The 25117-nt window shown below is 48.7% G+C and carries 20 protein-coding genes; 12 read left to right on the top strand and 8 right to left on the bottom strand.

All coding sequences use genetic code 11. From position 1 onward, the window contains the following. Positions 1–85: 85 nt before the first annotated feature. The 4 genes from ACUVJL_RS23320 (at position 86) to ACUVJL_RS23305 (ending at position 1401) form a co-directional block, all read left to right on the top strand. Positions 86–496 carry an MAPEG family protein gene (locus ACUVJL_RS23320; protein WP_333330376.1) on the top strand — a complete coding sequence of 137 codons (411 nt, stop codon included), beginning with the start codon at positions 86–88 and terminating at the stop codon, positions 494–496. A gap of 178 nt (positions 497–674) precedes the next feature. Next, a complete protein-coding gene (locus ACUVJL_RS23315) occupies positions 675–857 on the top strand; it encodes a hypothetical protein (RefSeq protein ID WP_445248011.1) in 183 nt (60 codons plus the stop codon). Then, on the top strand, positions 826–1191 hold the full coding sequence (locus ACUVJL_RS23310) for a hypothetical protein (protein ID WP_445248010.1): 366 nt from the start codon (positions 826–828) through the stop codon (positions 1189–1191). Before ACUVJL_RS23315 ends, ACUVJL_RS23310 begins: the two co-directional genes overlap by 32 nt. Positions 1192–1224: 33 nt before the next feature. Beyond that, positions 1225–1401 carry a hypothetical protein gene (locus ACUVJL_RS23305; protein WP_445248013.1) on the top strand — a complete coding sequence of 59 codons (177 nt, stop codon included), beginning with the start codon at positions 1225–1227 and terminating at the stop codon, positions 1399–1401. Positions 1402–1539: 138 nt separating this feature from the next. Here the strand turns inward: ACUVJL_RS23305 and murD are convergent, their stop codons facing one another. After that, the gene (murD, locus tag ACUVJL_RS23300; protein ID WP_445248009.1) at positions 1540–2886 is read right to left on the bottom strand and encodes a UDP-N-acetylmuramoyl-L-alanine--D-glutamate ligase; all 1347 of its coding nucleotides are present in this window, start codon (positions 2884–2886) and stop codon (positions 1540–1542) included. A 202-nt stretch (positions 2887–3088) separates the two neighbouring features. Further along, a complete protein-coding gene (gene glyS / locus ACUVJL_RS23295; protein WP_445248008.1) occupies positions 3089–5272 on the bottom strand; it encodes a glycine--tRNA ligase subunit beta in 2184 nt (727 codons plus the stop codon). Between the two features lie 2294 nt (positions 5273–7566). Here glyS and grpE point away from each other — a divergent pair. From grpE to ACUVJL_RS23255, 8 genes are all read left to right on the top strand, one after another. Further along, positions 7567–8361 (top strand): nucleotide exchange factor GrpE, encoded by a 795-nt coding sequence (gene grpE, locus ACUVJL_RS23290; protein WP_445248007.1) that lies wholly within the window; start codon positions 7567–7569, stop codon positions 8359–8361. Between the two features lie 295 nt (positions 8362–8656). Then, complete coding sequence (dnaK, locus tag ACUVJL_RS23285) at positions 8657–10735, top strand: molecular chaperone DnaK (RefSeq protein ID WP_445248006.1); 2079 nt, start codon at positions 8657–8659, stop codon at positions 10733–10735. A 132-nt stretch (positions 10736–10867) separates the two neighbouring features. Further along, the gene (gene dnaJ / locus ACUVJL_RS23280; protein WP_445248005.1) at positions 10868–11992 is read left to right on the top strand and encodes a molecular chaperone DnaJ; all 1125 of its coding nucleotides are present in this window, start codon (positions 10868–10870) and stop codon (positions 11990–11992) included. Positions 11993–12398: 406 nt separating this feature from the next. Continuing rightward, positions 12399–12689, top strand: coding sequence for a sulfurtransferase TusA family protein (locus tag ACUVJL_RS23275; protein WP_445248004.1), 291 nt, complete (start codon positions 12399–12401; stop codon positions 12687–12689). Then, positions 12686–13936 (top strand): ribosome small subunit-dependent GTPase A, encoded by a 1251-nt coding sequence (rsgA, locus tag ACUVJL_RS23270; protein WP_445248003.1) that lies wholly within the window; start codon positions 12686–12688, stop codon positions 13934–13936. The genes ACUVJL_RS23275 and rsgA overlap by 4 nt, the downstream gene beginning before the upstream one ends. A 135-nt stretch (positions 13937–14071) precedes the next feature. Further along, positions 14072–14857 (top strand): MotA/TolQ/ExbB proton channel family protein, encoded by a 786-nt coding sequence (locus ACUVJL_RS23265; RefSeq protein WP_445248002.1) that lies wholly within the window; start codon positions 14072–14074, stop codon positions 14855–14857. A gap of 15 nt (positions 14858–14872) precedes the next feature. Further along, the gene (locus tag ACUVJL_RS23260; RefSeq protein ID WP_445248001.1) at positions 14873–15580 is read left to right on the top strand and encodes a biopolymer transporter ExbD; all 708 of its coding nucleotides are present in this window, start codon (positions 14873–14875) and stop codon (positions 15578–15580) included. 582 nt (positions 15581–16162) lie between these two features. Further along, positions 16163–16360, top strand: coding sequence for an NblA/ycf18 family protein (locus tag ACUVJL_RS23255; RefSeq protein ID WP_006635253.1), 198 nt, complete (start codon positions 16163–16165; stop codon positions 16358–16360). Positions 16361–16886: 526 nt separating this feature from the next. Here ACUVJL_RS23255 and ACUVJL_RS23250 read toward each other — a convergent pair. From ACUVJL_RS23250 to ACUVJL_RS23225, 6 genes are all read right to left on the bottom strand, one after another. Then, entirely contained in the window at positions 16887–17336 is a 450-nt protein-coding gene (locus tag ACUVJL_RS23250; protein WP_172190924.1) for a hypothetical protein, read from the bottom strand. An 80-nt stretch (positions 17337–17416) separates the two neighbouring features. Further along, positions 17417–18619 (bottom strand): anhydro-N-acetylmuramic acid kinase, encoded by a 1203-nt coding sequence (locus ACUVJL_RS23245; RefSeq protein ID WP_445248000.1) that lies wholly within the window; start codon positions 18617–18619, stop codon positions 17417–17419. Between the two features lie 266 nt (positions 18620–18885). Beyond that, entirely contained in the window at positions 18886–19617 is a 732-nt protein-coding gene (locus ACUVJL_RS23240; protein ID WP_445247999.1) for a PP2C family protein-serine/threonine phosphatase, read from the bottom strand. A 789-nt stretch (positions 19618–20406) separates the two neighbouring features. Continuing rightward, positions 20407–22173: an ABC1 kinase family protein gene (locus ACUVJL_RS23235; RefSeq protein ID WP_445247998.1), complete on the bottom strand. Its 1767-nt coding sequence runs from the start codon at positions 22171–22173 to the stop codon at positions 20407–20409. A 116-nt stretch (positions 22174–22289) separates the two neighbouring features. After that, entirely contained in the window at positions 22290–22619 is a 330-nt protein-coding gene (locus ACUVJL_RS23230; RefSeq protein WP_445247997.1) for a DUF6825 family protein, read from the bottom strand. Positions 22620–23142: 523 nt separating this feature from the next. Further along, positions 23143–24708 carry a serine/threonine protein kinase gene (locus ACUVJL_RS23225; RefSeq protein WP_445247996.1) on the bottom strand — a complete coding sequence of 522 codons (1566 nt, stop codon included), beginning with the start codon at positions 24706–24708 and terminating at the stop codon, positions 23143–23145. Positions 24709–25117: the final 409 nt, after the last annotated feature.

Raw genomic sequence — 25117 nt, 5'->3', positions numbered from 1 at the left:
GAATGACGGGATGGCGATGAATAACCCGATCGGCAATAATTGATTTATAATCAAGATATCTACTCCACCCCAATCATATCGAATCATGCTCGCAGAAGCAAACGCGACACTTTGGCCTAGTCTAATTACTGTTTCAGCATTAATTCTCTACTTCGTTGTTACCATCAACGTCGGCAGAGCTAGATTCAAACACAAAGTTTCTCCCCCGCAGATGACAGGAAACCCCGACTTTGAACGAGTGTTGCGAGTTCAGCAAAATACCTTAGAGCAAATGATTCTATTTTTGCCCTCGCTGTGGCTGTTCTCGCAATTTATCAGCCCAATTTGGGGCGCCGGGATCGGCGCAGTTTGGATAATTGGACGCATTTTGTTTGCTTGGGGTTACTATCAAGCTGCCGAAAAAAGAGCGGCTGGATTTGGCATTAGTACCTTAGCTACTTTAGCTTTGCTTGGTGGTTCCTTAACAGGCATAATTATGTCGCTGCTGAAGGTTTGAGCGTAGCTTGCGATCGACATAATTGTTTCTCTACTCGTTTCCCGGCTCTTCCTTGTAACGCATATCCCGAGGCTCTGTATCCAATTTTCCTAAAGAAAAAGCGAGGCTCTTCCTCTGGAAAGCGGTTCCCAGGAAGAACCCTGGAACCAGTTAAATGTAATAAATGTTAGGAGTCAATATGTCAGAAACCAACAAACCCGTATTTGAAATTAACCCGAAACTTTTTCAGCAGCTTGTCGAGTGGCAAGAAAAACTTGAACGAGAAGATGAATTAGCAAGCGAGTCAGAAAACGAGAAACCAACTGAGGTAATAACTCCTCCCGACAGTGATGAACAGCATTCTCAAACAGATAATTTTTAGCTGGTGGCTAGCTGCATCTTTTTTGGGATTTCCGGCTGCTGTCTCGGCTCAATCGCTGACACCTAGCCAAATTCAGCAAGTCAATAGCGGTTTGTTTCGTTCTAACTCTCAAGATTTCTTTCAGCAAGGCTATCGCCAACTGGAAAGAGAAATCGCAACTTTGTTGCAACAAAATGTCACTTCCCAAGGCAATATTCTGGAGATTGATGAAAAATTGCTCTCTCAGATTTGCAGCAAAAAAATTAAAATATCCTCGCGGCATTCTGATAGAATAAATGCTGCTCAGATTGCTAGTTTTAATGCACAAATAAAAGAGATTTGTAGGGAAAATTAAAATCTTAATGAGGTAAAAATTAAAACTTTACTGTTGATGGATAAAGAAGCAATGGTCAAATTGAAACTAGCAATGCTGTCAGCGGAAACTGTGGCTCAATTGGCTGCAATCATTATTGATTACACTCATGAGGAAATGATGCTAGTTTTTTCTGAGCTAGAATGGGAACAGCAGGCTAGAATTAAGGATATTTGGAAGGCTGTTAGTTAAAGTAGATTGGCTACAATCAGAGGTTTTAATTTTTAACCGCAGATGTAAGCGGATAGACGCAGATGCACGCAGATTTAATTTTGTTAGTGTTCGCTGTGTAGAACAATCTTAATTTGTACACAGCGAACAATGATATATCTAAACTAGGGATTCGAGGCATAATTGGCGGAAATGATCGCCCCGTTGCTCGAAGTTTTGGTATTGATCGAAGCTAGCACAGGCTGGGGAAAGTAGCACTACTTTAGCATGATTTTGTTGGGCTAATTCTGCTGCTCGCGGGATTGCTCGTTCCATTGTTCCGACAGTTTCCCAAGCTTTGTAATTTGCTTGTTCGAGCCGATCGCCAAAAAGACTCGCTGCATCTCCAATTAACAGCACCGCAGCAGCTTTTGCTTTTATTGTATCAATCCATGCGCGATCGGATCCTTCTTTGGCGTCGCCGCCGGCAATTAAAATCGCCGGTGCGCTCACTGAAGCCAACCCGACTTGGGCGGCGTCATAATTAGTAGCTTTGCTGTCGTTGATGAAATCTATGCCTTCCCAAGTGCAGATGTGTTCGAGGCGGTGCGAAACTCCGGGGAATTTAGCGATCGCCCGGGCGATCGCACTTTTATCTATCCCCGCTAAATTAGCCGCCGCTACCGCCATTAACAAATTCTGCAAATTGTGTTCTCCCACCATCCGCAAAGACTCAGCAGGCAGAATTTTCTCGCTTTGAGCTATTACCCAACCGTTCTCGATGTACGCTCCAAAAGCTGCATCGCCCAACAGTTCTTTTTCACCTTTGACACTCGTCCAGCACGCATCGGGCCAAATGTCAACTCCTTGCTGCCGCAAATAAGGATCGTCGCCGTTGATTACTTGCAATTCAGACTTTTTCAGCAAATGCGCTTTAATGTTGTAGTAATTTTCTAAAGTTTTATGGCGGCTGAGGTGATCCGGTGTCAAAGTCGTCAAAACTCCGATTCGCGGCGCTACAAAGGGCGAGGATTCTATCTGATAGCTGCTAATTTCTGCGATTACCCAATCCGGCTGTTTTTCGGCTAAAGCTAATTCACACGCAGCATAGCCAATATTGCCGCAAGCGGGAGCGTAAAGCCCGGCTTCTTCAAAAATAGCAGCAATTAAAGCAGTAGTAGTGGTTTTGCCGTTAGTGCCAGTAATTCCCACCCAAGGAGATTTGAGGTAACGCCACGCGAGAGCCATTTCTCCTATTGTTTCAATGCCTAACTCTCTGGCGCGCACTAATGCTGGACTGTCCCAGGGAACGCCGGGACTTACTACTATTAATTCTATAGATTCGACTGGTTCTAAAGATTTACCTAACTCAACTTTAATTCCTTCGTTAGCGAGTTGCTGTTGCTGTTCGAGCAAGTTTGGGGAAGATGAGCGATCGCTCAGGGTTACTTCCCATCCTTCGCGTTTTAGCAGTCTTGCGGCGGCAATTCCTGATTTTCCTAGTCCAATGATATGAGCGATCGGCATAAGTTGTGTGTGTGAGAGAGCGAATTTTCTTGGTTTTTTCCTTTTATATCGGTTACGGTTTTTTTTGGATCATTTAACCGCAGAGGGCGCAGAGGGCACAGAGGAGGAGCAGAGAGAAGATAGAAATGAGTAATTCCGATACCAATGGATTTGATATTACATCAAAACGTTTGGCGGCCATCTAAAATCCAAAATCTCAAATCTAAAATCGATTGACGATCGCCCCAAAGTCAGCCAACACCCGCGCGTGATTCCGCAGCAAACCCAGTAAATTCAACCGATTTTGCTTAATTTCCGGGTCGGAGTCCATCACCAAAACGCTTTCTGGCCCGTCGAAAAAGTTGCTGACAGTCGGAGCAATCTCTGTCAAACTATCTACCAACTGCTGGTAATTGCGAGTTTGTTTAGATAGTTGCGTTTGCGGCACTAACTGCACTACTGCATCGTAAAAAGCTTGTTCAGACGACTTTTGAAATAACTCGGGTTTCACTGCCGTTTTCGGTTCCAATTCTATTTTATCCAAAGATCCTTGAGCCGCCAAACGAGTTGAACGGTTGACTGTTTCGTAAATCAGATCCAAAGTCTGGTTATTGCGGATTTGTTGCAGAAAAAGCGCTCTTTCCAGTGCGTCCAACAAATCTCTCAATGCTCGTTCAGTATATTCTGGGTCGTTTTCTCCCAAAACTGCATTTACCAAATCATAATCTACATTCTTTTCTTCTTGCAATAAAGTCCGAATTCTTTGCAGAAAAAACTCATACAACTGAGCCAGCAACTCCCCTGGTGTTTCCGGCCGCGCTGCAGTAAATCCGGCAACAACTTCTGCGAGCAACTGGTGCAAGTTGACTGGCAACTGAGCAGCCCAAATAATGTTAGTTATTGCATTGGCTGCGCGGCGCAAAGCGAAGGGATCGGATGAACCACTCGGCAACATTCCCAATCCGAAAATGCTGACTAATGTATCTAATTTGTCGGCTATTCCGACAATTTGACCTGTGAGAGTTTGCGGCAAGTTGTCGCCCGCACCTCGGGGTAAATAATGTTCAAAAATTGCTGTGGCTACTGCTTCTGATTCGCCGCTTGCTAAGGCGTATTTCTGCCCCATGATTCCTTGCATTTCGGGAAGTTCGTAAACCATTTGGGTTACGAGGTCGGCTTTGCAAAGTAAGGCTGCTCTCGCTACATCAGCTTGCTCTTGCTCTGTGATTTGCAGTTGATTGACAATTAAACGGGCAATCTTGCACAGGCGATCGACCTTGGCGCGCACTGTCCCCAAATCTTCCTGGAAAGTAACTGTTTCCAACTTGGGCAAATAGTCCTCTAGAGGCTTTGCCAAGTCTGCTTTGTAGAAAAACTGACCGTCTGCCAATCTCGCCCGCACTACTCGCTCGTTACCGGCAGCAATAATCGCAAATTTAGCCGGAGATCCGTTGGAAATTGTAATAAAATAGGGCAGAAGTTCGGGATGATCGGGGCTTTTGAGGATGGGAAAATACCGCTGGTTTGTAACAATAATTGTGGTGATTACTTCCGGCGGCAATATCAAAAATTCTTCGTCAAATTTGCCGACAACTGCGTTCGGCCATTCTACTAAGTCGGTGACTTCTTCTAACAATTCTTCTGTAATGTCGGCGTAACCGCCTTGTTTTGTTGCTGCGGCTTCTACTTGTGCTTTAATTTGAGTTTTGCGCTGCGTGCGATCGACCTCTACGCAAGCAGCCCGCAGACACTCGACATAATCCTCGGCTTGCGGAATCGAGACCCCCCCCGTCCCCTCCTTGCCAAGGGGGGGTGTAGGGGGGGTATGTAACACCCGGTGTCCTTGGGAAATTCGATCGCTCTTGACCGTATCCGAACCGCTCACCAATGTAATTGGCAGTACAGTATCATCCAATAGTGCCACCATCGATCGAATCGGGCGCGGAAACTTCAAATCTCCGTCGGCCCACCGCATAAATCTTTTGCCTTCTAACTTGTTAATCCACTGCGGCACAAGTTCTGCCAAAATATCCGCTGTCTTCCGCCCCGGAATCTTTTTGAGTACAAAAACAAAATCGCCTTTATCGGTAGCGCGAACTTCCAAAGCATCAATTTCTACGCCCTGCTTTTTCGCAAAACCTTCCGCTGCTTTCGTCGGTTTTCCATCTTTAAAAGCCGAACTTGCGGGTGGCCCTTTTACCTCTTCTTCTCTATCTAATTGCTGAACTGGCAGTCCTTTCACCAGAACTGCCAAACGCCTCGGAGTTGCGTATACATTAATTGAGTCATTTGTCAAGGATTGTTCTGCCAGAGTTGCAGGTACAAGTCGCTGCCACTGCTGGGCGCTGCTTCTGACAAAAGATGCGGGCAATTCTTCCGTACCGAGTTCTAATAAAAAGTTAGCCATATAACAGTGTTAGGTGTTTGTGTCAATAGGCAAGTAATCTGCCCGTTTAATCATCAGAAAAAATGGGTAGAAACCCCGTGCTTTGAGCATCGGCTTTATATTTTTGATTTACTACCGCCTTGGGATTGGTTAACGGGAGTGTACTTTTGTATTGCACTTTCAACGGGACAATTACCGCTTCCAATCTTCCAATCCTGTACGCATAGTATTTTGCTCAATTGAGCCTCCCATGAATGGGGTAGAAGAGACGACCTGCCAGGTCGTCTGTACTTCGACAATGTTTTGAGAGCTTGTTAGACCTGCAACACTGTTCCCGTGACCTTAGAACTGTTTAAGTGCTTCGGACAGAGCCAGGGACTAGCTACGCATCCACAGGGTGTCGTGACTCTCAAAACGTAGGCAATTAAGCCTTAGTCTGGTCAGTACCGCTTGCCAGATTTCTCTTGCAAGCCCCGTGTCTTTAGACCGGGGTTACTGACGTTCCTGCTCAATCCCTATCTGTTAAGTGTAAGCTCGCAGTTCCCTCTAACCTTCGTCCACAAATTGACGAGACGTTCGAGGGATTTGTCGGTGCTTGCAATCAGATCTTGTTCGTTAAGTGCTGGCGTTGCTTACTTACCTGATTAACTTGCGGGATACTCTCGTTATAGCGTCAGGGCACATCACTTGGGGATTGCCCCCCGTACCGGGAGAGAAAAGCGGGGCGGGGTGTGTCGCCGTATCAGGCTCCTTCTATTTTCCCAAATTGTTTGCTCAAAATACAGCGCCCGTTGCGGCGCGGTTAGCTTTACTCGGTTAAAGATGAGCTATGTTGTGTGATGATAGCTTTTACGAAAGTCTCGATCTGTCTTTTAAAATATATTTTGATTAATTATCTGCGATCGGGCACTGCCCGATCAGCTACATGAGTCTCCTGCACAGATTTTGAGGATATCTAGTTTTTTTTCAGCCAATATTACTTTGATTCAACCCTGCTGTCGGAATCTTTGTCACCGCGCCCGAAAACGGATACAAGTTTCCCCTTGAGTCGCCATCCGCCCCAAATTTTAGACTCTTGTTCCAGCTCCCAGATTCATCGGTGGGGTAAATCTCAAATCATTCGACTCAGCGCTCACACCCCCGTCTCCAATCTCAAATCTGCTGACGTAAGCTTGACGGTTCACAAATCTTGGAAATAGGCAAATTAGATATCAATCGTATCTACAGATTAGCACCTGGGCGAGACCAGCTAATGTCTCTCATTTTACTGGCAAAATTTCGAGACTTCAAGCGACTTCGGCGGTATCGACTCAGAAAAACAACAGCCCCAATTCGCATCAAGATTAACAACCTATAGCAATCCTAAATCATTTGTGAATTTCTTACTCCCGAGCGAGCGAGTTCGGGGAGGGTTGGGGTGGGGGAAAAAAAATACGGCTCCTGCAAGGATTGCTATAGAATCTGAGTTACACAAGCACACAGCTAACTACTTAGTCACTTAACACAAATTCCTCTTTCTCCCGAGTTGGGAAACGCAGCAAATGGTAAAAAATGCCAGGTTCAGCTTGCGACTAAAATAGCCAGACCGATGATAACTTTAAGTCACTATCGTTTTAGGCAAACGTTGAAGCATCAAGCCTCCTAATGGGGAAAGGTTTTAGTAGACGTAACAGCAGAATATACTTATAAAACTTGTTATAAATGCGATCGCGTTAATCCAAAATTAGGCAGCCACAAACCTTTGGTGGCCCCCGACAGCAGTCATACTATAGGTAAATATCTAAACTGCCCTTTGAATATTTTATTGAAAGCTTTGAGAAATGCCTCCACATCTGGCGAGATTTCCTGTTTTCACATGGTGCCATACAAAGTAAATTCGAGTGCTCTAGATTTACCGGGTTAAATGTATCTGCTAGAATTGATAGGGTTCTGTCGCGCAGCTTTTGTCAGGAACCTCAGCTATCAGGCATGACGCTTAAAGGAGAAATCTAACAAGCCGTTCCCCTAGGGCCTGAATCTTAACTGACTACGTTTTTTGAGTCACGACACCCGCTTGATGCGTAGCTAGTCATGAGCTCTGTCGTTGAGAGTTAAACAGTTCGGTATGTCACGCTCAACTGTGCTTTCAACCGGCGATCGCTCACTAAACCTTGGCGAAGTACAGACGACCTGGCAGGTCGTCTCTTCTACTCCGAAAAGAGATTGAGGCAACCATACCTCACGCCTTGGGCCAACCATACCCCTCCACCCCGCGAGGGGATTCAATTCAACGTAAAGCCGTCCTAAAAGGACGGGGTTTCAAACCCATAGTTCTGATGATTGACGACGAAAAACAGCAAGATCAACAAGATCCTAACTCAACTGGGGTTTCCCCAGAGGACTCGCCAATGGCAAGCGAAAATCCGCCGGCACCAGGAAACTCGAACGGAGCAGCAGATTGGGAGCTCGAACTTGCTCGAGCTTATCAAAGTGCTCAGGACGATCGCGCTCCAGCAAACGCATCCGGGCCTACCGTCACCGGCAGTTCAACCAACAGTCCGACTGCAGAGGCGGCGGAGCCTTGGAAGAGGGAACTGGCCCAGGCAAACGATGAAAAAGAGGCTTTAAAAACTCAGTTGCAAGCCGCATCCGCTCAACTAGAAGAGCTGAAAAATCAAAATCTCCGCCTAGCTGCAGATTTTGAGAACTTCCGCAGGCGCACCCAAAAGGAAAAAGAAGAGCTAGATTTACAGGCAAGGTGTCTGACGATCAAACCCCTGTTGCCGGTAATTGACAATTTCGAGCGCGCTCGATCGCACATCAAGCCGCAAACCGATGGCGAAATGAACATTCACAAAAGCTACCAAAGCGTTTACAAGCAAATGGTAGACAGCCTCAAGCAAATTGGGGTTTCTCCGATGCGCCCCGAAGGCGAACAGTTTGACCCCAACCTCCACGAAGCTCTGCTAAGTGAGCCAACTGACGAACACGAGGAAGGAACAATTATCCAAGAACTAGAACGCGGCTACATTCTGGGCGATCGCGTGTTGCGACACGCCAAAGTGAAAGTTGCAGCGGCTGGGCTATCTGTGGTAGCCTCAGATGAAAATCCCGATAGTTCGGAAAGTTAATCGGGATACAAGCTACTGCATTCCTCAAAGTCACTGACCCCCGAATTCTATTCGGGGGCCATAAGGCGGCAGACTCACCAACTTCTTAATTGATGACTAAAAGCAGGTAAGCGCTTTTTCAAAAAATAAATTATGAAAAATGTTTTTACCCGTCTTTGATATTGCCTGATTGACATCAAGTTTATTTCCTACAAATCTGGTCTGGTGATGCTTGTTTGAACAAGCTGAGTAGTTTTTCCTCCCCCAACCTGTAGTTGGAGGTTTACAAACATCCCACAAAGTTTTATGAGGCGCTATGGGAAAAATTATTGGAATTGACTTAGGCACGACTAACAGTTGCGTAGCTGTGCTAGAGGGTGGTAAACCTGTCGTGATCGCCAATTCCGAGGGCGGCCGCACAACTCCGAGTATAGTAGGATTTGGCAAGGGTGGCGATCGCTTAGTAGGTCAATTGGCCAAGCGGCAAGCTGTAACTAATGCTGTAAATACTGTCTACAGCATCAAACGATTTATCGGACGGCGGTGGGACGACACGGAAGAAGAACGCTCCCGGACTCCCTATACCTGCATAAAAGGCAAAGACGACACCGTTAACGTCCAAATTCGGAACAAGGTTCACACTCCCCAGGAAATCTCGGCAATGGTACTCCAAAAGCTCAAGCAAGATGCTGAAGCTTATTTGGGACAAACTGTTACGCAAGCCGTGATTACAGTGCCAGCCTACTTCACGGATGCCCAGCGGCAAGCTACTAAAGACGCCGGTACGATCGCCGGCCTAGAAGTCCTGCGCATCGTCAACGAACCGACGGCTGCAGCCCTGTCCTACGGGCTCGACAAGCAAAATATAGAACAGAAAATCTTGGTCTTTGACCTGGGCGGCGGTACTTTTGACGTTTCGATCCTGCAACTGGGAGACGGAATTTTTGAAGTCAACGCTACCTCCGGTAACAACCATCTCGGAGGAGATGACTTTGACGACTGTATAGTCCAGTGGCTGGTAGAAGCTTTCCGGACTCAAGAAGGGACTGACCTCTCACAAGACAAAATGGCCTTGCAGCGCCTCCGAGAAGCGGCAGAAAAGGCGAAAATCGAACTCTCCAACCGGGACTCCACCTCAATCAATTTGCCCTTCATCTCTTCTGACGAAAAAGGGCCCAAGCATCTGGAAATGGAACTCTCCAAAGCTAAGTTTGAATCACTGGTGGGTCATTTGGTGCAGGCGACGATCGATCCGGTGACTCAAGCGCTCAAAGACGCAAGTTTGACCCCGAAAGATATAGACAGAATTATTTTAGTGGGAGGCTCAACCCGGATTCCGGCAGTTCAACAGGCAATTAGCAAGTATTTTGGGGGCGTTTCTCCCGATAAATCGGTCAATCCCGACGAAGCTGTAGCCGTAGGCGCTGCAATTCAAGCCGCGGTGTTGGGCGGTGAGGTCAAAGATTTGCTGCTGCTGGACGTGACGCCACTCTCCCTGGGACTCGAAACCTTGGGCGGGGTGTTCACCAAAGTAATCGATCGCAATACCACTATTCCCACCAGCCGATCGCAAATGTACAGCACGGCGGCAGACGGGCAAACCTCCGTAGAAATTCACGTGCTCCAAGGCGAGCGGGCATTGGTTAAAGACAATAAAAGTCTCGGCAAGTTCCTGCTCAAAGGCATTCCCCCAGCCCCCCGCGGCGTACCTCAAATCGAAGTTACCTTTGAAATCGATGCCAACGGGATTCTCAAAGTGGCCGCTGAAGACAAGGGAACCGGAAAAGAACAAAGTATCCAAATTTCCAATACAGGGGGATTGAGCGAAACCGAAGTCGAGCGGATGCGGCAAGAAGCCGAACTTTACGCCGACGAGGACATCAAGCGCGCTCAACTCGTCGAACTCAAAAATCAAGCTGACACCCTGGTCTATAATTGTGGTGTAACTTTAAAAACCAACGCCCAACTGCTGAGCGACGACCTCAAGGCCGAAGCCGAAACAGCAGCAGCAGCCTTGCGGGAGGCGATGGCTAACCCCGAGATCACAGTCGAGGAACTCACGCCCGCAATCGAATCTTTCAAGCAACTGCTATACTCCCTCGGGACAGCAGTCTATTCGCTGCCCCGCAGCGGGGTAGCCCCGCCAGGAGCAGCGGTTGAAAGCGAGATGATCTCAGAAGTAGAATCAAAACTAGAAGAGGTGGCAGCTACCTCCGACAGCATTTCGCAGACAGAAGAGCTGCTGGTGGCGCCCCCAGCGCAGCCGGAACCAAAGCCGGAACCAAAGCCGGATAGACAGTCAAAACGACAGCCAACTCCACCGCCAAATCCACAGTCAAAACAAAAACCAAAGGTTCCGGAACCTGAAGTTGATGATATGAATCCTTTCCTTTAAAACAGAAAAGCTAAAAATTAAAAGTTAAAAATTAACAATGAAAATTTTTAATTTTTAATCGGTAATTTTAGGAAAGGTTGCCCGTTTCTTTTTCGTACACTTTTTGTTATTTACCTCCAGGCAAGCAGCTCTATGGCCGGTGATTACTATGAAATATTAGGCGTTTCTCGCAGCGCAGACAAAGAAGAAATTAAGCGTGCTTACCGCCGCCTAGCTCGCAAGTACCATCCAGATGTCAACAAAACAGAGGGTGCCGAGGAGCGGTTTAAAGAAATTAACCGCGCCTACGAGGTACTCTCAGAACCGGAAACCCGCGCCCGTTTCGACCGTTTCGGTGAAGCAGGCGTGAGCGGTGCGGCTCCGGGCTTCCAAGACTTCGGCGACAGCTTTGCCGATATTTTTGAAAGCTTCTTTCAGGGTTTTCAGGGCCCGGGGGGCGGTCAACAACAAGGTCGCAGACGCAGCGGGCCGGTGCGCGGAGACGATTTGCGCCTTGACTTGCGGCTGGAGTTTCGCGAAGCAGTGTTCGGTGGGGAAAAAGAACTCCGCATCAAGCACCTAGAAACCTGCGAAACTTGCACTGGTACCGGCGCCAAACCGGGAACCAGACCCCAAACCTGCTCGACTTGTACCGGCAGCGGTCAAGTCCGACGCGCTACCCGCACTCCTTTTGGCAGCTTTACTCAAGTTTCAGTTTGCCCCAGTTGCAACGGCACCGGGCAAGTAATTGAGGACAAGTGCGAAACTTGCGGCGGCCGGGGCCAGAAAGAAGTGATGAAAAAGCTGAAAATCACTATTCCGGCTGGGGTTGACAACGGTACTCGCTTGCGCGTTTCCAATGAAGGGGATGCTGGCAAACTGGGCGGGCCGCCCGGGGATCTTTACGTGTTCTTGGCTGTGAATGAAGACCCCCTATTTAAGCGGGACGGCACTAACGTTAACTCGGAAGTTAAGATTAGTTATTTGCAAGCAATTTTGGGGTGCCGGTTGGAAGTGGAAACCGTTGACGGGCCGACGGAATTGTTGATTCCTAGCGGAACTCAGGCGAATACTGTTCTGACTCTGGAGAAAAAAGGGGTGCCACGGTTGGGAAATCCAGTCAGTCGCGGCGATCATTTGATTACGGTGTCTATTGACATTCCGACTAAGGTGACTGCTGAGGAACGGGAGTTGCTGATGCAGCTTGCTAAACTGAAGGGCGATCGTACTGGTAAAGGCGGTTTGGAAGGATTTCTGGGCAATTTGTTTCAGAAATAAACAATTTTTGACACCCATGGGTGTCAAATTTTCCTGTTTGAGGATTCCCCGGCAATTTGTTTCAACAGCCGTTAAAAATTTGTGCGCAATTGCCCACAAAAATGGCAGGTGGGACGGTTCCGGGGCAATTTGTTTCAACAGCCGTCAAAAAATTGTGCACAAGTGCCCACAAAAATGGCAGGTGGGACGGTTCCGGGGCATTGGGTTTCAGTAGCGCTCAAAAAAGTGAGCGCAATTGCGCTCATTTTTTGCAGAAAAAATAATAATCTGTGTCCAATTGGACACACAACTTCGAGAAAGAATAATAATCTGTGTCCAATTGGACACAAAATTTTAGATTCTCCAGTTTCCACGCAACTTGTTTAAAAAACTAAGCCTTTCAGGATTGGAGATTGCGAAAAACATTATGAATTCAACATCGAAAATTGAAAGTCCCAAATCCCCAGATGCCAAAATTGATCTGCGTGGTACTCCGTGTCCTCTCAATTTTGTCCGCACTAAACTGCGCTTGGAGCAAATGGAACCGGGTGCTGTTTTGGAGGTGTGGCTGGACGCTGGAGAGCCGATCGAACAAGTACCCGATAGTCTCAAAATGGAAGGCTACCAGATTCTCGAAACGCAATTTGTCGCGGATGAGCCGGAGTCGGGCTTTTTTGCAATGAAAGTGCAGCGCCCAGAAAACAAGGAAGCAGGATGAGCCTGAATTCGCCCTCGATCGTCGGTACTGTAATTGCTGTTCAGGCTAACTTCTACCAAGTGAGGTTAGATCCCCCAGTCTCGATTGACGGGAAAAATGCTCCCCTGGCTGATTCTCCGACTCTCCTGTGCACTCGTCGCACTCGACTGAAAAAAATTGGCCAACAGGTGATGGTGGGCGATCGGGTGGTGGTAGACGAACCCGACTGGACTGACCGCCGGGGTGCAATTTCTGAAGTCTTCCCGCGCCAAACAGAACTCAACCGCCCGCCTGTAGCTAATGCCGATCGCATTCTCCTGGTTTTTGCCCTCGCCGAACCCGACTTAGACCCCGCATCATTAACTCGGTTTTTAGTCAAGGCAGAATCTACAGGTTTAGAGGTGAGTTTGTGCCTCAACAAATGCGATTTGGTGACGCCCCAGGAGTTGGAACAGTGGCGCGATCGACTTTCAGGCTGGGGCTACGAACCAATGTTTATTAGCGTCCGCAGCGGTGCCGGAGTCCAGGAAGCCACCGAAGAAAGTAAAAATGAAGTTTCTGCATCAAAACCAGCCTGCCATGACTTAACGGAGAAAATAGAGCAATCTAGCGTGATTTCTGAGGATAACCCCCTGCTTCCAAGTTCGGTCTATCAGTTAGATCCGTTAAATTCCGTACATGACCCGTTGCCGAACTTCCTTCTGCAGCACTTACAAGGGAAAATAACGGTAATTTGTGGCCCTTCAGGGGTTGGCAAGTCCAGCTTGATCAACCAACTGATCCCGGCTCTGAATCTGCGAGTGAACGCTGTTTCCGGCAAACTCGGCCGCGGGCGCCACACGACTCGCCACGTAGAACTATTTGAACTCCCCGGTGGCGGACTTTTGGCGGATACTCCGGGCTTTAATCAGCCGGCTCTCGAATGCGACCCGTCCGAGTTAGCTGAATATTTCCCAGAAGCGCGCCAGAGGCTGGCTTTGGGTAGCTGCCAGTTTAGCGACTGTTCGCACCGAGACGAGCCTAACTGTGTCGTGCGGGGCTCTTGGGAGCGCTACGATTATTACTTGAATTTTCTCTCCGAGGCGATCGTCCGCCAGCAACAAGAGCAAAACTCTAGTAGTGCCGAGGCGAGTTTGAAACAGCAAACCAAGTCGGATGGTACGCAGCAATACGAACCGAAGCTGCAAACTAAAAAGTATCGCCGCTCTTCCCGTCGCCTTCAACACCAGTCGCTGCAAGATATGTGTCAAGATTTAGACGAGTTGTGAGGAATTAGTCGATCGCCAACGGTCGATCGGCCCCGGAGCACAGTACATTAATAGCTAAAATTAAATGGCCTTAAATTTGTTAAAAAAAGTACAACAGAAGCAAAGCCAAGCCGGTTATGCAGGAGTAAAAATACTGTGAATATTCAAGAACTGTTTCAAAAAGGTGGCCCCGCCATGTGGCCCCTGTTAGTGTTATCGATTCTATCTTTGAGTACAATTATCGAGCGCTTGTGGTTTTGGGCGAGCCTCCTGAGCAAAGAAAAGCAGATAGTTAACCGTATTCTTGAAGCGGCTCGCAGCGATTGGGGGGCGGCTAGCGAGATTGCCAGACAAGCTAACCGACAGCCGATCGGGCGATTTCTATCTGCACCGCTGCGCCTGTACAACCCTGAACCCGACTTATTTCGACTCGCACTCGAAGCCTCCGCCGATGAAGAGTTGGCTTCGATGCGCCGCGGCGACAAAATCTTAGAAGCTACGATCGCTCTAGCCCCTTTGCTGGGCTTGCTGGGAACAGTTTTGGGCTTGATTAACTCGCTCAGTTCCATCCGTCTGGGCGACATCGGCACGTCGGCAACAACTGGCGTAACTTTGGGGATTAGCGAGGCGCTGATCACGACTGCTACTGGGATGGTAGTAGCAATTTTTAGCTTGGCGTTTTATCGGATCTTTCAAGCTTTTTTGTTCAACCAGGCAAAAATATTTCGCAAAGCGGGAAATGAACTGGAATTGCTTTACAGGCAATACTGGCCGACAGCTAATGCTAAGGGTCGATCGCCCGGTGCCGAATACAGCAATTCTTCCTTTGGTTCCGATGGTTTGAACAGGCGTTCTCTCAATTCTCAAGAACCGGGAGAACGGAACCGGGAGCCGAAATTGAAAGGTTCCGATCCGGCTGAAGATTCACCTTCTAATAATTAAAACTCCACAGATCAGATGAAGATTAATCTAGATACTCCTGCTGAAGAGGCTCGGATTGAACTGGTGCCTTTAATTGACGTGATATTTTGCATTCTGACGTTTTTTCTCCTGGCGGCGCTGCAACTGACTCGCCAGCAAGCAATTAATGTCGATTTGCCTAAGGCGAAGACGGGACAAACACAGATGCGAGAGATGCTGATTGTCAGCATTGACGATTTCGGGCAAACTTATATCGACCAATTGCCTGTTAATTACCAACAGCTCGATCGAGTTTTAAAGAGTTTCCAAACCCAAAACCCTGCGGGGTTGATGGTGCTGTACGCTCCTCAAAATGCTAGATATGCCAAAGTTGTCGAGGTTTTAGACAAATTGAGAGAGGTAGGGGGCGATCGAGTGGCCCTAGCAACTCTTCCTAGTTCGGCTGCCTCCCCGCTGCCGAATCCCTCGGTTCCCAATTCTGGCATTCCTGCAGCACCTGCGATCGGCAATTCCGGTCAACCCCTGCCGTCTCCTCTGGCTCCGGGGCAGCAGCAGTTGAATCCCAATCAGTTTCCATCTCCTCTCCCCGCTCCTGAGCAGCAGCAGCTCAATCCCAATCAGTTTCAATCCCCTCTCCCCGCTCCGGCGCAGCCTAGCAACTTTGGGGGAAATCAGGCCATTCCTCCTGTTTCGCCTGCACCCGCTGCTCCCAATTCCCCACCTGGAGCGGCCACTGCACCCTAGGATGGCGGGCCCTCGAATTAGTCAGAAGGAAGTTCGGCAACGGATTCGCTTTCTGAGGATGTAACGGATGTAACGGATGTAACGGATCTCAGGAAGAAGGAAGAAGGAAGAAGGAAGAACAGAGAAATAGAAATAGAAATTCTCCCCATCTCCCCATCTCCCCATCGGATCCTCTCCCTGTCTCCTCATCTTCCAATCTCCCCCTCTCCTCATCCCCCCCTCTCCCGCTCTCCTCATCTCCCATCGGATCCTGGCAGACAGAAGCTCTGCCTGATTTGGTATAAAGGGCTTCAATTCTTTTGGTTCGTACTGAGCCTTTTTTCTCTTGACAACTAGATACAGTTGTATATGCCTGCGGAAGGAACTTTTGCAGGCATTTCCTCATCTCTCTCCCTAAGTAAGTTATTTCTTGGGACAGATGGTGATTTTGTCAAACAATTGTTACCTTTTGTAATATATACTAAAGCAAGATGGGCCATCAGCCCTCCCGAAACCAACGGTCGATCGCTGAAACTATTTACAAATCTGGTTAATCCAGGTGTTCACTTTTAAGTCACCTTTACTTACAGAGGAGTCAAAGTCATGAGCCAACCAGCAGAACTGTCTTTGGAGCAGCAATTTAGCCTGTGTTCCTTCAAAACACAGGTAAGTGACATGAGTCGCGAACAAGCTCAGGAGTTTTTGGTCAAGCTTTACGAGCAAATGATGCTTCGGGAAACCATGTACCGCCATTTTCTCAAACATCATTGGGGCCTAGAACCAAACCCAGGCGTTGAGTAGCAAAGAGTCGCAGTCGGCGACCTCTGTCTCTTACTCTCTTCCTCAGGTGGAAAGGAGTTGGGGGTGATGGGGCGTCACTCGAAGGCACAAGGAAGAAGGCTTTAGTTATATACCAGAGAAGTCACAAGCAATAAAATCAAGGGTTTGTGCAATTAAGAACGTCATCGGGGGTCGGGTGTGGTTGCTATAGAAGGTAGAAAGCATCTGCACATAGTCATTGTCTCGCCGGGAAAATTTGAGAGTTTTTTTCTTGATTAGGCTCCATTTGGGAAGTCGAGCGCAGCAATCTATTGAGCGCCACAGAAGGATATCGCAAAAATAATTTATCGCGGTTCGACTCAAAAGTTTAATAATTTTTGATCGTAAGTGTGAACTTTTTAACAAAATAAAATATTTGTCTTTAGTTACAGCGGATAAGGTTTCACAAGAGTGCGCTAGTCGGACATCTGAGCGGGATCTCCGACTAGCAAGACCTTCAATTTTCACATCAAACCCTAGAAATCGCAGGTGGTAACTCTAGAAAAAGCTATTCCGACTGACGTTCCAAAGTAGCCTCCATCGTACTTGTCAAGTAATGACCAGACATGATGCCGCTAGAGTGATAGTAGCGGTTGTGATCGACGCGATGGAGCGTATCAAAACCCGTGCGCCGTTGGCGTTCGTCTCCCAGTACCCAGTAACGCTGGACGATCGACTGGGGAGCAATCCAACCTTCGCCCTCGACCCGACCGAGTTCGCTGTGTTGGAGTACAAAAGTATACTGCCGTTCATCGCTGTTGAGGTGTCCTCGGTACTGCAAAATAATCTCTTCGCGATCGCCTCCAGGAAACACGAGCTTCGTAACCATACTGAACCAATCTGTTCGGTTCCAGCTCACTAAAGTTTTGCCTTTCACCGTAATTGGCACGCCATTGCGCTCAATCCAACTTCCTTCGAGCGTCCATTGGCCCGATTCCATTAAAAACGTGTGAGCCACAGTGCTGTTCCTATGCTTTTCCTGCTGGCTACAATGCTGGTGCAACAACGCACAGCCGTTGTCCCTAAGACTCTATGCTATCACGCCCAACTGTGCCAACAAGAGTTAATTTCCCCTAAAAGTACCGGTGCGCGGGCACCAGTAACTTGAGGCAGATTGCCGGGAATGCCCCGAATCCGCCATGCGGCTAAAACCGCGAAAGCGATCGCCTCTTTAAAATCTACACTCAAGCCTGCCTCAGAAGTAGTCAACACTTGCACTGGATGCAATTGAGATTGCAATCGGCGTTTTAAGTAGAGATTGTGGCTGCCGCCCCCGCACAGTAAAACTCGATCGGGCATAGCCGGTAAGAAAGTTTGGTAACTGTGAACTATCGAGGCAACAGTCAGTTCTGTCAGAGTAGCCAGTACGTCAGCAGGACTGAGGTTGTAACCTTGGGCCTCGACCAAACACCGGTCAAAATAGTCTACACCAAATAACTCTCGCCCAGTAGATTTCGGCGGTGGTTGACGGAAGAACTCTTGCTGCAGCCAATCATCGACTAAAGCTTGACAGGGAGTTCCCGATGCGGCCCAAGCTCCACCTTCGTCGATCGTCTTAGTGCCGCCACTCAATTGCTGCACTGCCAAATCTAACAGGGAATTCGCCGGCCCTGTATCCCAGCCCGAGATGCCCGGACCTAGACTGAAAATCTCCGACTCGTCCTTGTTTTCCCCCTTGGACTTGGCGGGAAGATAGGTAACATTGCCAATTCCGCCCAGATTTTGGATGCAGAGGCTTCTGTTGGGTTCCGCCAGCAGGCAGGCATCAAGTATTGAGACTAAGGGTGCTCCTTGACCCCCTGCTGCAATGTCTGCCGATCGAAAGTTACTCACTGTAGTAATGCCTGTCAATTGCGCAATTAGCGCGCCCCGCCCGAGTTGCAAGCTGTAGCCCATGAACCCAGTGCCCATCTCTTTCTCGGCTTTCCTTGCAGGTCGGTGGTAGACGGTTTGACCGTGAGAGCCGATTAATTCGGCTTTATCATATTCTGCTTGAATTGTCAATGCCGCCGTGGCAAATTCTTGGGCAATGGCATCATCTAATTCGGCTAGTTCAGCCATTGATAAAGCTGAGCCGCTGCAAACCGAGAGAATTTGCGAGCGCAAATTAGCAGGATAAGGGAAAGTCTTGCCGGCTACCAATTGCACTTTCAAGTCTGTTTGGGAACCCATCACATCCACCAAAGCAGCATCAATGCCATCCACCGACGTGCCGCTGATCAAACCGATAACGCGGGTCATTAAATTTTAGATTTTAGATTTTAGATTTGAGATTGTCCGGGGGGTTGCCCGATTTATTTGAGGTCGATCGTCACAATCACCACAGTAATATTATCGCGTCCCCCTTTATCCAAGTTTTAGATTTTAGATTTGAGATTGTCCGGGGGGTTGCCCGATTTATTTGAGGTCGATCGTCACAATCACCACAGTAATATTATCCCGTCCCCCTTTATCCAAATTTGAGATTTTAGATTTTAGATTTTAGATTGTCCAGGGGGTTGCCCGATTTATTTGAGGTCGATCGTCACAATCACCACAGTAATATTATCGCGTCCCCCTTTATCCTTAGCGGCTTGAATCAAAGCATTTGCAGCGCCCTCGCAGGCGCGAATCGACTTCAGAGGCGAAGCAATCAAAGGATCGGAAAGTTCCTCAGTCAACCCGTCGCTGCACAGCAGCAAGCGATCCCCTGGCTGCACGTCCACCGGCAAAATATCTATTTCCCGCAAATCATCGCGGCCCAAACACTGGGACAAAACGTGACGCCAAGGATGACTGCGAGCCTGGTCCGGAGTTAGGGCCTTTCTTTTCACAGCCTGAGCCACCCAAGTCTGGTCTTCAGTAATCTGCTCCAACCGAGAGCCGTGCAGCCGGTACAAGCGAGAGTCCCCGATATTTGCGCACCAAGGTCGGCCCTCATCCCTAAACATGAGAACCACAGCCGTAGTCCCCATATCAGCACGCTCGGGGTGGTCTAGCTGATCCGTCAAAATTGCTTGATTAGCAATTAAAAAAGCCTTTTCCAACAACAGCGGAGAATCCTCAGGCCCTTCCCAATGTTCGAGCAAATAAGATTTAATCGCCTGAGTCGCAATCCGGCTGGCTTCTTGACCTCCGGCGTGTCCTCCCATTCCGTCGGCCACTATGAAAAATCGCCCGTCAGAGTCTATGTAGTATGAATCCTGGTTTACTGAACGAACTAGCCCCGTGTCTGTCTTACCTGCGAAAGAGCGTTTCATAGATTGGGTGATTGGACTCATCGAACTTAAAAGCTTGATTTAAGTGGTGCAATGTTTTCTTCCAAAACTTAAATCGCGAAGGGGACTTGAAATTTCTGCCGCCCGCGATCGTGAGTTTTGGAAAAATTGCACTTCCTTGACCTTATATTGTAGATCGTTTTGACATCCACCCCGACCTAAAGGTACGGGGATTCCCAAACCTCGCGATTTGAGTTTCTGCTTCTTCGCAACCGCCTCCACCCTCAAGGAGTTTATGGTCTTACGTTCACTCCACAGACTAACCCCGCAAGCCCTGCGGTTTTTACGTGTCGAATGCCAGAAGGAATTCTTGTGTAGTTTTGATTCTAGGGATGTTCACCATTGCCCCGTCCTCTTTTCCCGGTCTACCGATTTTTCTTCCCCGTTGCGATTGTTCGCAAACTTTGGTGTTAGGGTTTATGTCTCCATCGTCACGGGTGGGTCATTAACCACTCAAATTATACCTGTAAAGCCGTCCTAGAAGGACGGGGTTTCTACCCACATTTTCTGATGATGGTAATCCCCTCTTAAAATTTCGGTAAATCCAGTAAATTAAGCAGCGCCTGCAAAAAAAACTGGATTTCTACCATAAATCACAGGTTTGGATGGCGATAAATTTAGGAAGCAACCGGGTTGTTAGCGTCAAAGCGCGTAAGTGCTCTCAATTTTATTTAGCAATCTGTTGTCAGCCAGCCAAAACTTAACATTCGAGGTCAACTTTTGGCTGGCGAGAAATCTCAAACCTGAAATTTCACATCCCAAATTGCACAATTATGACATCCTGTCTAAACGATCGATCCGCTTAAACAAACGCAGAAGAGCAAACCCTGCACCCGCCGCCAGCAATGCCACAGCCACTGCCGGCCAGACTTGATTGCTGACAAACAAAATTGTCGCTGACAAAGTAAAAGCACTCATCAGCAAAGCATAATTCGTACCCATTTGAACGCTGGTCAGGCGGCGGATCAACCGCTCTGTTTCGGCAGAACGGACGCGAATCCGTAAATCTCCCTGTTCGAGTTTGTCAATAGTCTCCTCAATCCGGCGGGGCAAAGCCAAAGCAGTCGAACTCACCTGAGCTGCCTGACGGCCGATTTCGTTAAAAATGCTGCTACCTGCATCAGGGCCATTTCCATTACTCATAAGCTGCATGGCAAAAGGTTGTGCCACCTCCATAAAGTTAAACTCGGGATCTAAGCCCCGCCCCACTCCTTCAATCGTCGAAAAAGCTCGCATTACAAAAGTAAAGGTAGCTGGGAAGCGAAAAGGTTGGTCGTAGGCAATATCGTAAAGGTCGTCCGTAATCGCGCTCACCGACTGATTTTCAAAAGGCTTGTCCATGAAGTTATCCAGCATATACTGGATTGATCGGCGCACCGGACTCATATCACCCGTAGGCACCAAAGCTCCCAAATTGATCAGAGAATCCATAATCCGCTGTCCATCCTTGGAAGCAATGCCGTAAAGCGTCTCCATCAGTCCTTCGCGGACGTTCGACTGGATTTGCCCCATCATGCCAAAATCGTAGAAAATCAGACAACCGTCAGCACTAACAGCGATGTTGCCGGGGTGTGGGTCAGCGTGGAAAAAGCCATCGTTGAGCAACTGGCGCAAATAAGCTTTTGCCCCCAACTGAGCGATTAATTTTCGATCAATACCGGCCGCTTCCAAAGCTTCGTAGTGGCTGATTTTAATCCCGGGCAGGTATTCCAAAGTCAGCACTCGCGGAGCCGCGTACCGCCAATAAACCCTCGGCACCCGCACCCAGTCACAGTTGCTAAAATTGCGGCGAAAAGTATCAGCATTGCGGCCTTCATGGAGATAGTCAATTTCCAGCCATAGAATGCGACAGCATTCCTCATAAATCCCCATCCAATCTCGGCCGCGGCCCCACTTAGGATGGTTTTGAAAGTAGCGGGCAATTCCCTTAAGAATTTGCAAATCGATCTCGAACAGCTTCCGCAGTCCCGGTCGCTGCACCTTGACCACCACTTCCGGGCCCGAATGCAGTTGAGCTTTGTGTACCTGACCCAGACTTGCAGCGGCCAGGGGCACCGGGTCAAAGCTGTGGTAGAGTTCTTGAACTGTCTTGCCCAAATCTTGCTCAACAATTACCTCTAACTGCTCGTAACTGAAAGCAGGCACTTTATCTTGCAGCTTAGAAAGTTCCTCGACAAACTCTGTCGGGAACAAATCGGCGCGGGTGGAAAATAACTGCCCAACTTTAATGAAAGTCGGTCCCAAATCCAAGAGTGTTTCTCGAACCCAGATAGCTTGAAAGCGGCGCCTGGCAACTTTCTTTTCTTCACTCACGCCTCCCCAGTAGCTCCAATTTTTGCTGTCGAGCCACAGCGAAGCCAGCCAGAGCAAGACAAAAGCCCAAATGTCGAAGAAGCGCCGCTTCCGGGAGTATTTTTCGCGATTCCAGCGATAAGCTTTACTTTTGTAGGATTTACCAGCAGTTTTTGGCTCATCGCCTTCGCCAGCGAGCTTTCTGGAGCGCTGGCGATTAACAGAGTCATCAAGGAGAGCAGACACTTGGGTTCCCAAATTGCTTATTTTATGTTGTTGCTTTGATTGCAGGTAGGAGCGCAGGAGCGCAGTGCTTTGCGCTCACGTAGTCGTAAATAATAGTTGTGGTCGGGGAGCGAGCGCTAGGGCAAACTGCTGCGGTAGCGCTGCAATTGGGAGCGCACCATTGCCACTTCGGCGCGCAGCTCGTCAATAGTCGCTTGCAACTCTGCGGGATGGATGTCTTCAATGGTGGTGGTTGCAGTGCCAGTTCTGGTCTGCTGTGCCTCATCCGCAGCTCTGGAGGCCCGTTCCAGAACTTGATCGGTGAACTGTCGCAGGCGTTCTCTTTGTTCTGCGTCAAATTTGCCGAGTTCAGAGAAAGCGTTGGTTGCTGCGCTTTCTAATTGCTCGTACAGTGCTTCGGCAAGTGCTCTGCCTACAAAAAAAGCATGAACTGGGGGTTTACTCATAAAAAATCTCTGTGCGCTTCCGCAACAAATTATAACTTGCTTGTCCCCAATGGTGCTTGCTCCCAAAGAAAGGAATTTTGGGGGAATTGACACTCCCACCCCGAGTTCGGGGATAGGATTCTGGAGAGTTAGAACAGTTTAAGGCACAACGGCTTAGCCCCCAAGCCTCCCTTAGACTCGCTCCAATGCGATATTGGGGTTGCTTTGTACCAAAATGTTTGCAGCGACAGCAGCAGTAATACACGACTTCACACAACCTCAGCGCCGCGCACATATTCTAACATAAATTAAATCAAAATATCAAACTGTCCTGCTTTTTTTTCAAGCGGGCATTTGGATTGCAGAGGGAATAGGAAATATTGGATAAACTCAGACCGCCCCTGTTGGGATTTCCTGATTCGGTCGAAGGTTTTGCGAGATAGTCGTTGGCTAGGAAGGGCGTTATTATCTAGACTCCCGAGCGGATATTTGCTGACTGATAAAACCAAGTATTTGTCCGCACTTTTAACCAACAAAAACAATACTAATTTGTCGCAGGTTCAGGAAAAGGCACAGTGGGATCTGCCACAGGGGGTGGTGAGTCAGGTGCGATCGAACTATCTGAATTGCTGCTGCTGCGGTTCGGTATCGCAGGTTCAGGCGATCCCTCGATCGGCGACGCTATTACTGGCGACGCGGATTCAGAGGGTGGCAAGGTTTCAGCACTCTTAGGCGTAGGCGGGGCGGGTGCGGGGGGCGATTCAGCAGGCAGGGGCGCAACTTCCGGTACCGGTGCGGGTTCTGGTTGGGGTGCTGGCTCGATTTGGGTTTGAGGCTCCGGAATGGGGGACTTAGCAGGCTGCTCTAGGAGCTCGGGTGTCGGGGATGGCTCAGGTTCCGCTTCGGGCTCTGGGGCGCGAGTTTCCGGGCTTGCCAATCCTGAAGGTTCGGCGCGAGTTTCTGAGGCATCTATCTGTTCGGGAATGTTGCTGCTGTCTAAGGGGGGTTTGGGGCGCTTGTTGAGTTCGAGCGGGTAGAGAGGGCTGCTTTCGACAGACGGCTGCCCGAACATCGGCCCTGACAAATCGCGGGATTTGAGCAAATCTTCGAGAGATGGGAAGGATTCAATTTTGGATCGATTGCTGCTGAGACTGGTGCTGTTGTAGCGCCATGCTAGGTCAAAACCCATCCAGCCTGCAATTGCAGCCGTTACGACAAACGCCACTAAACTCAACTGCAGCGGGGGAGGCGCGGGCAATCGCAGACTTTGCTTGCCTTTTCTCTGTGCTGGTACTCGCTCTGTTTCTTGCAACATGGTAAGCCAATTTTCCACTGTCTGAGGGCGGTTGTGAGGGTCGATTTCGAGTCCCTGAATGATGGCTCGCTCGATTCCCGCGCTGAGGTTGGGCTGAAATTGCCGCAACGAAGCCAGGGGAATGCGATCGCGCAGGGGTGCTGCTACGGGCGCCACGCCGGAAAGTAAGTAGTAGAGGGTGGCGGAGAGCGCGTAGATGTCTGTGGCCGGTGTACATTTACCGTCATAGAGGTATTGTTCAATCGGCGCGTACCCGGGCGAGAGCAAGTTAGTGTGGGTTTGTTTGGTGCCGGCGGTAAAGCCGCGGGCAATGCCGAAATCTATTAACATTACGAGGTGAGAATCGGCTCGCCGGATAATATTTTCTGGATTGATATCTCCGTGCAGCAATCCGCTGTGGTGAACTGTATTTACGGCTGAGGCTATTTGCCGAATGTAGTGCAGGGCCTGGGCTTCTGGCAGTGGCTGATCGGTTTCGACTATTTGGGCGAGAGTTTGGCCCGGAATGTAGTCCATTGCGATAAAATACTGTCCGGCTTCTTCAAAAAAGTCGATTACTCTGACGATGTTGGAATGCTGACACCGCGACAGGCGTTGGGCTTCGGCAATAAACTGCTGCTGAAATTGCGCCGATTCTGGGTGTTGGCGCAGACTTTCGTTCAGGGTTTTGAGTACGACGGTTTGGTTTAAATGGGTGTGGATAGCTCGGTAAGTGATCCCGAACCCTCCTATGCCTAAAGTCGCGTTAATTTTGTATTTGCCCTGTTGCAGGACTGTTGCTGGCGCTAAGTTCATCTTTAGTTGATGCCGTTTCCCCAACTATGCTACCGCCTTTGGGTTATTTCACAGAGTTAGGGCTGTGTTCGATCGCTCCGAACCCTGGTTTTTGCTTCTTCTCTGCTATTTTTGCCTCGGGCGATCATTTTATTGAAATGTTCCACCAATTCTATCTGTACCAGGTATCTTAAAACTTAATACAATATTTTTCCAATAAAAATCCCGCTCTTTTGGAACGGGAAAGCCATCAGGGTGCATCTATATATGTATATTACTATAACCCCTGGGGGGTACAACCCCTCCTGGGTTTATCGAATCTTTACAATTCGCCGATTTTTATAAAGATTTAGGTTTTTATTGGACTTATAAGCACTTTTGTGATTTCTTGTCTGCCGACTGGCAATCTTCAGCTTGGGGAAATAAAGAG

It is taken from the genome of Microcoleus sp. OTE_8_concoct_300 (assembly GCF_031383065.1).
In the GTDB taxonomy this organism is placed as follows: Bacteria; Cyanobacteriota; Cyanobacteriia; order Cyanobacteriales; family Microcoleaceae; genus Microcoleus.
This window is presented reverse-complemented; position numbering and strand designations above follow the sequence as displayed.

Excerpts from the sequence above, each read along its gene's own strand:
- murD (WP_445248009.1), bottom strand. The coding sequence starts at position 2,886 with ATGCCGATCGCTCATATCATTGGACTAGGAAAATCAGGAATTGCCGCC.
- ACUVJL_RS23260 (WP_445248001.1), top strand. The coding sequence starts at position 14,873 with ATGAAGATTAATCTAGATACTCCTGCTGAAGAGGCTCGGATTGAACTG.
- ACUVJL_RS23310 (WP_445248010.1), top strand. The coding sequence starts at position 826 with ATGAACAGCATTCTCAAACAGATAATTTTTAGCTGGTGGCTAGCTGCA.
- rsgA (WP_445248003.1), top strand. The coding sequence starts at position 12,686 with ATGAGCCTGAATTCGCCCTCGATCGTCGGTACTGTAATTGCTGTTCAG.
- dnaJ (WP_445248005.1), top strand. The coding sequence starts at position 10,868 with ATGGCCGGTGATTACTATGAAATATTAGGCGTTTCTCGCAGCGCAGAC.
- ACUVJL_RS23230 (WP_445247997.1), bottom strand. The coding sequence starts at position 22,619 with ATGAGTAAACCCCCAGTTCATGCTTTTTTTGTAGGCAGAGCACTTGCC.
- ACUVJL_RS23225 (WP_445247996.1), bottom strand. The coding sequence starts at position 24,708 with ATGAACTTAGCGCCAGCAACAGTCCTGCAACAGGGCAAATACAAAATT.
- ACUVJL_RS23240 (WP_445247999.1), bottom strand. The coding sequence starts at position 19,617 with ATGAAACGCTCTTTCGCAGGTAAGACAGACACGGGGCTAGTTCGTTCA.
- ACUVJL_RS23255 (WP_006635253.1), top strand. The coding sequence starts at position 16,163 with ATGAGCCAACCAGCAGAACTGTCTTTGGAGCAGCAATTTAGCCTGTGT.
- dnaK (WP_445248006.1), top strand. The coding sequence starts at position 8,657 with ATGGGAAAAATTATTGGAATTGACTTAGGCACGACTAACAGTTGCGTA.
- ACUVJL_RS23245 (WP_445248000.1), bottom strand. The coding sequence starts at position 18,619 with ATGACCCGCGTTATCGGTTTGATCAGCGGCACGTCGGTGGATGGCATT.
- ACUVJL_RS23320 (WP_333330376.1), top strand. The coding sequence starts at position 86 with ATGCTCGCAGAAGCAAACGCGACACTTTGGCCTAGTCTAATTACTGTT.
- grpE (WP_445248007.1), top strand. The coding sequence starts at position 7,567 with ATGATTGACGACGAAAAACAGCAAGATCAACAAGATCCTAACTCAACT.
- ACUVJL_RS23315 (WP_445248011.1), top strand. The coding sequence starts at position 675 with ATGTCAGAAACCAACAAACCCGTATTTGAAATTAACCCGAAACTTTTT.
- ACUVJL_RS23275 (WP_445248004.1), top strand. The coding sequence starts at position 12,399 with ATGAATTCAACATCGAAAATTGAAAGTCCCAAATCCCCAGATGCCAAA.
- glyS (WP_445248008.1), bottom strand. The coding sequence starts at position 5,272 with ATGGCTAACTTTTTATTAGAACTCGGTACGGAAGAATTGCCCGCATCT.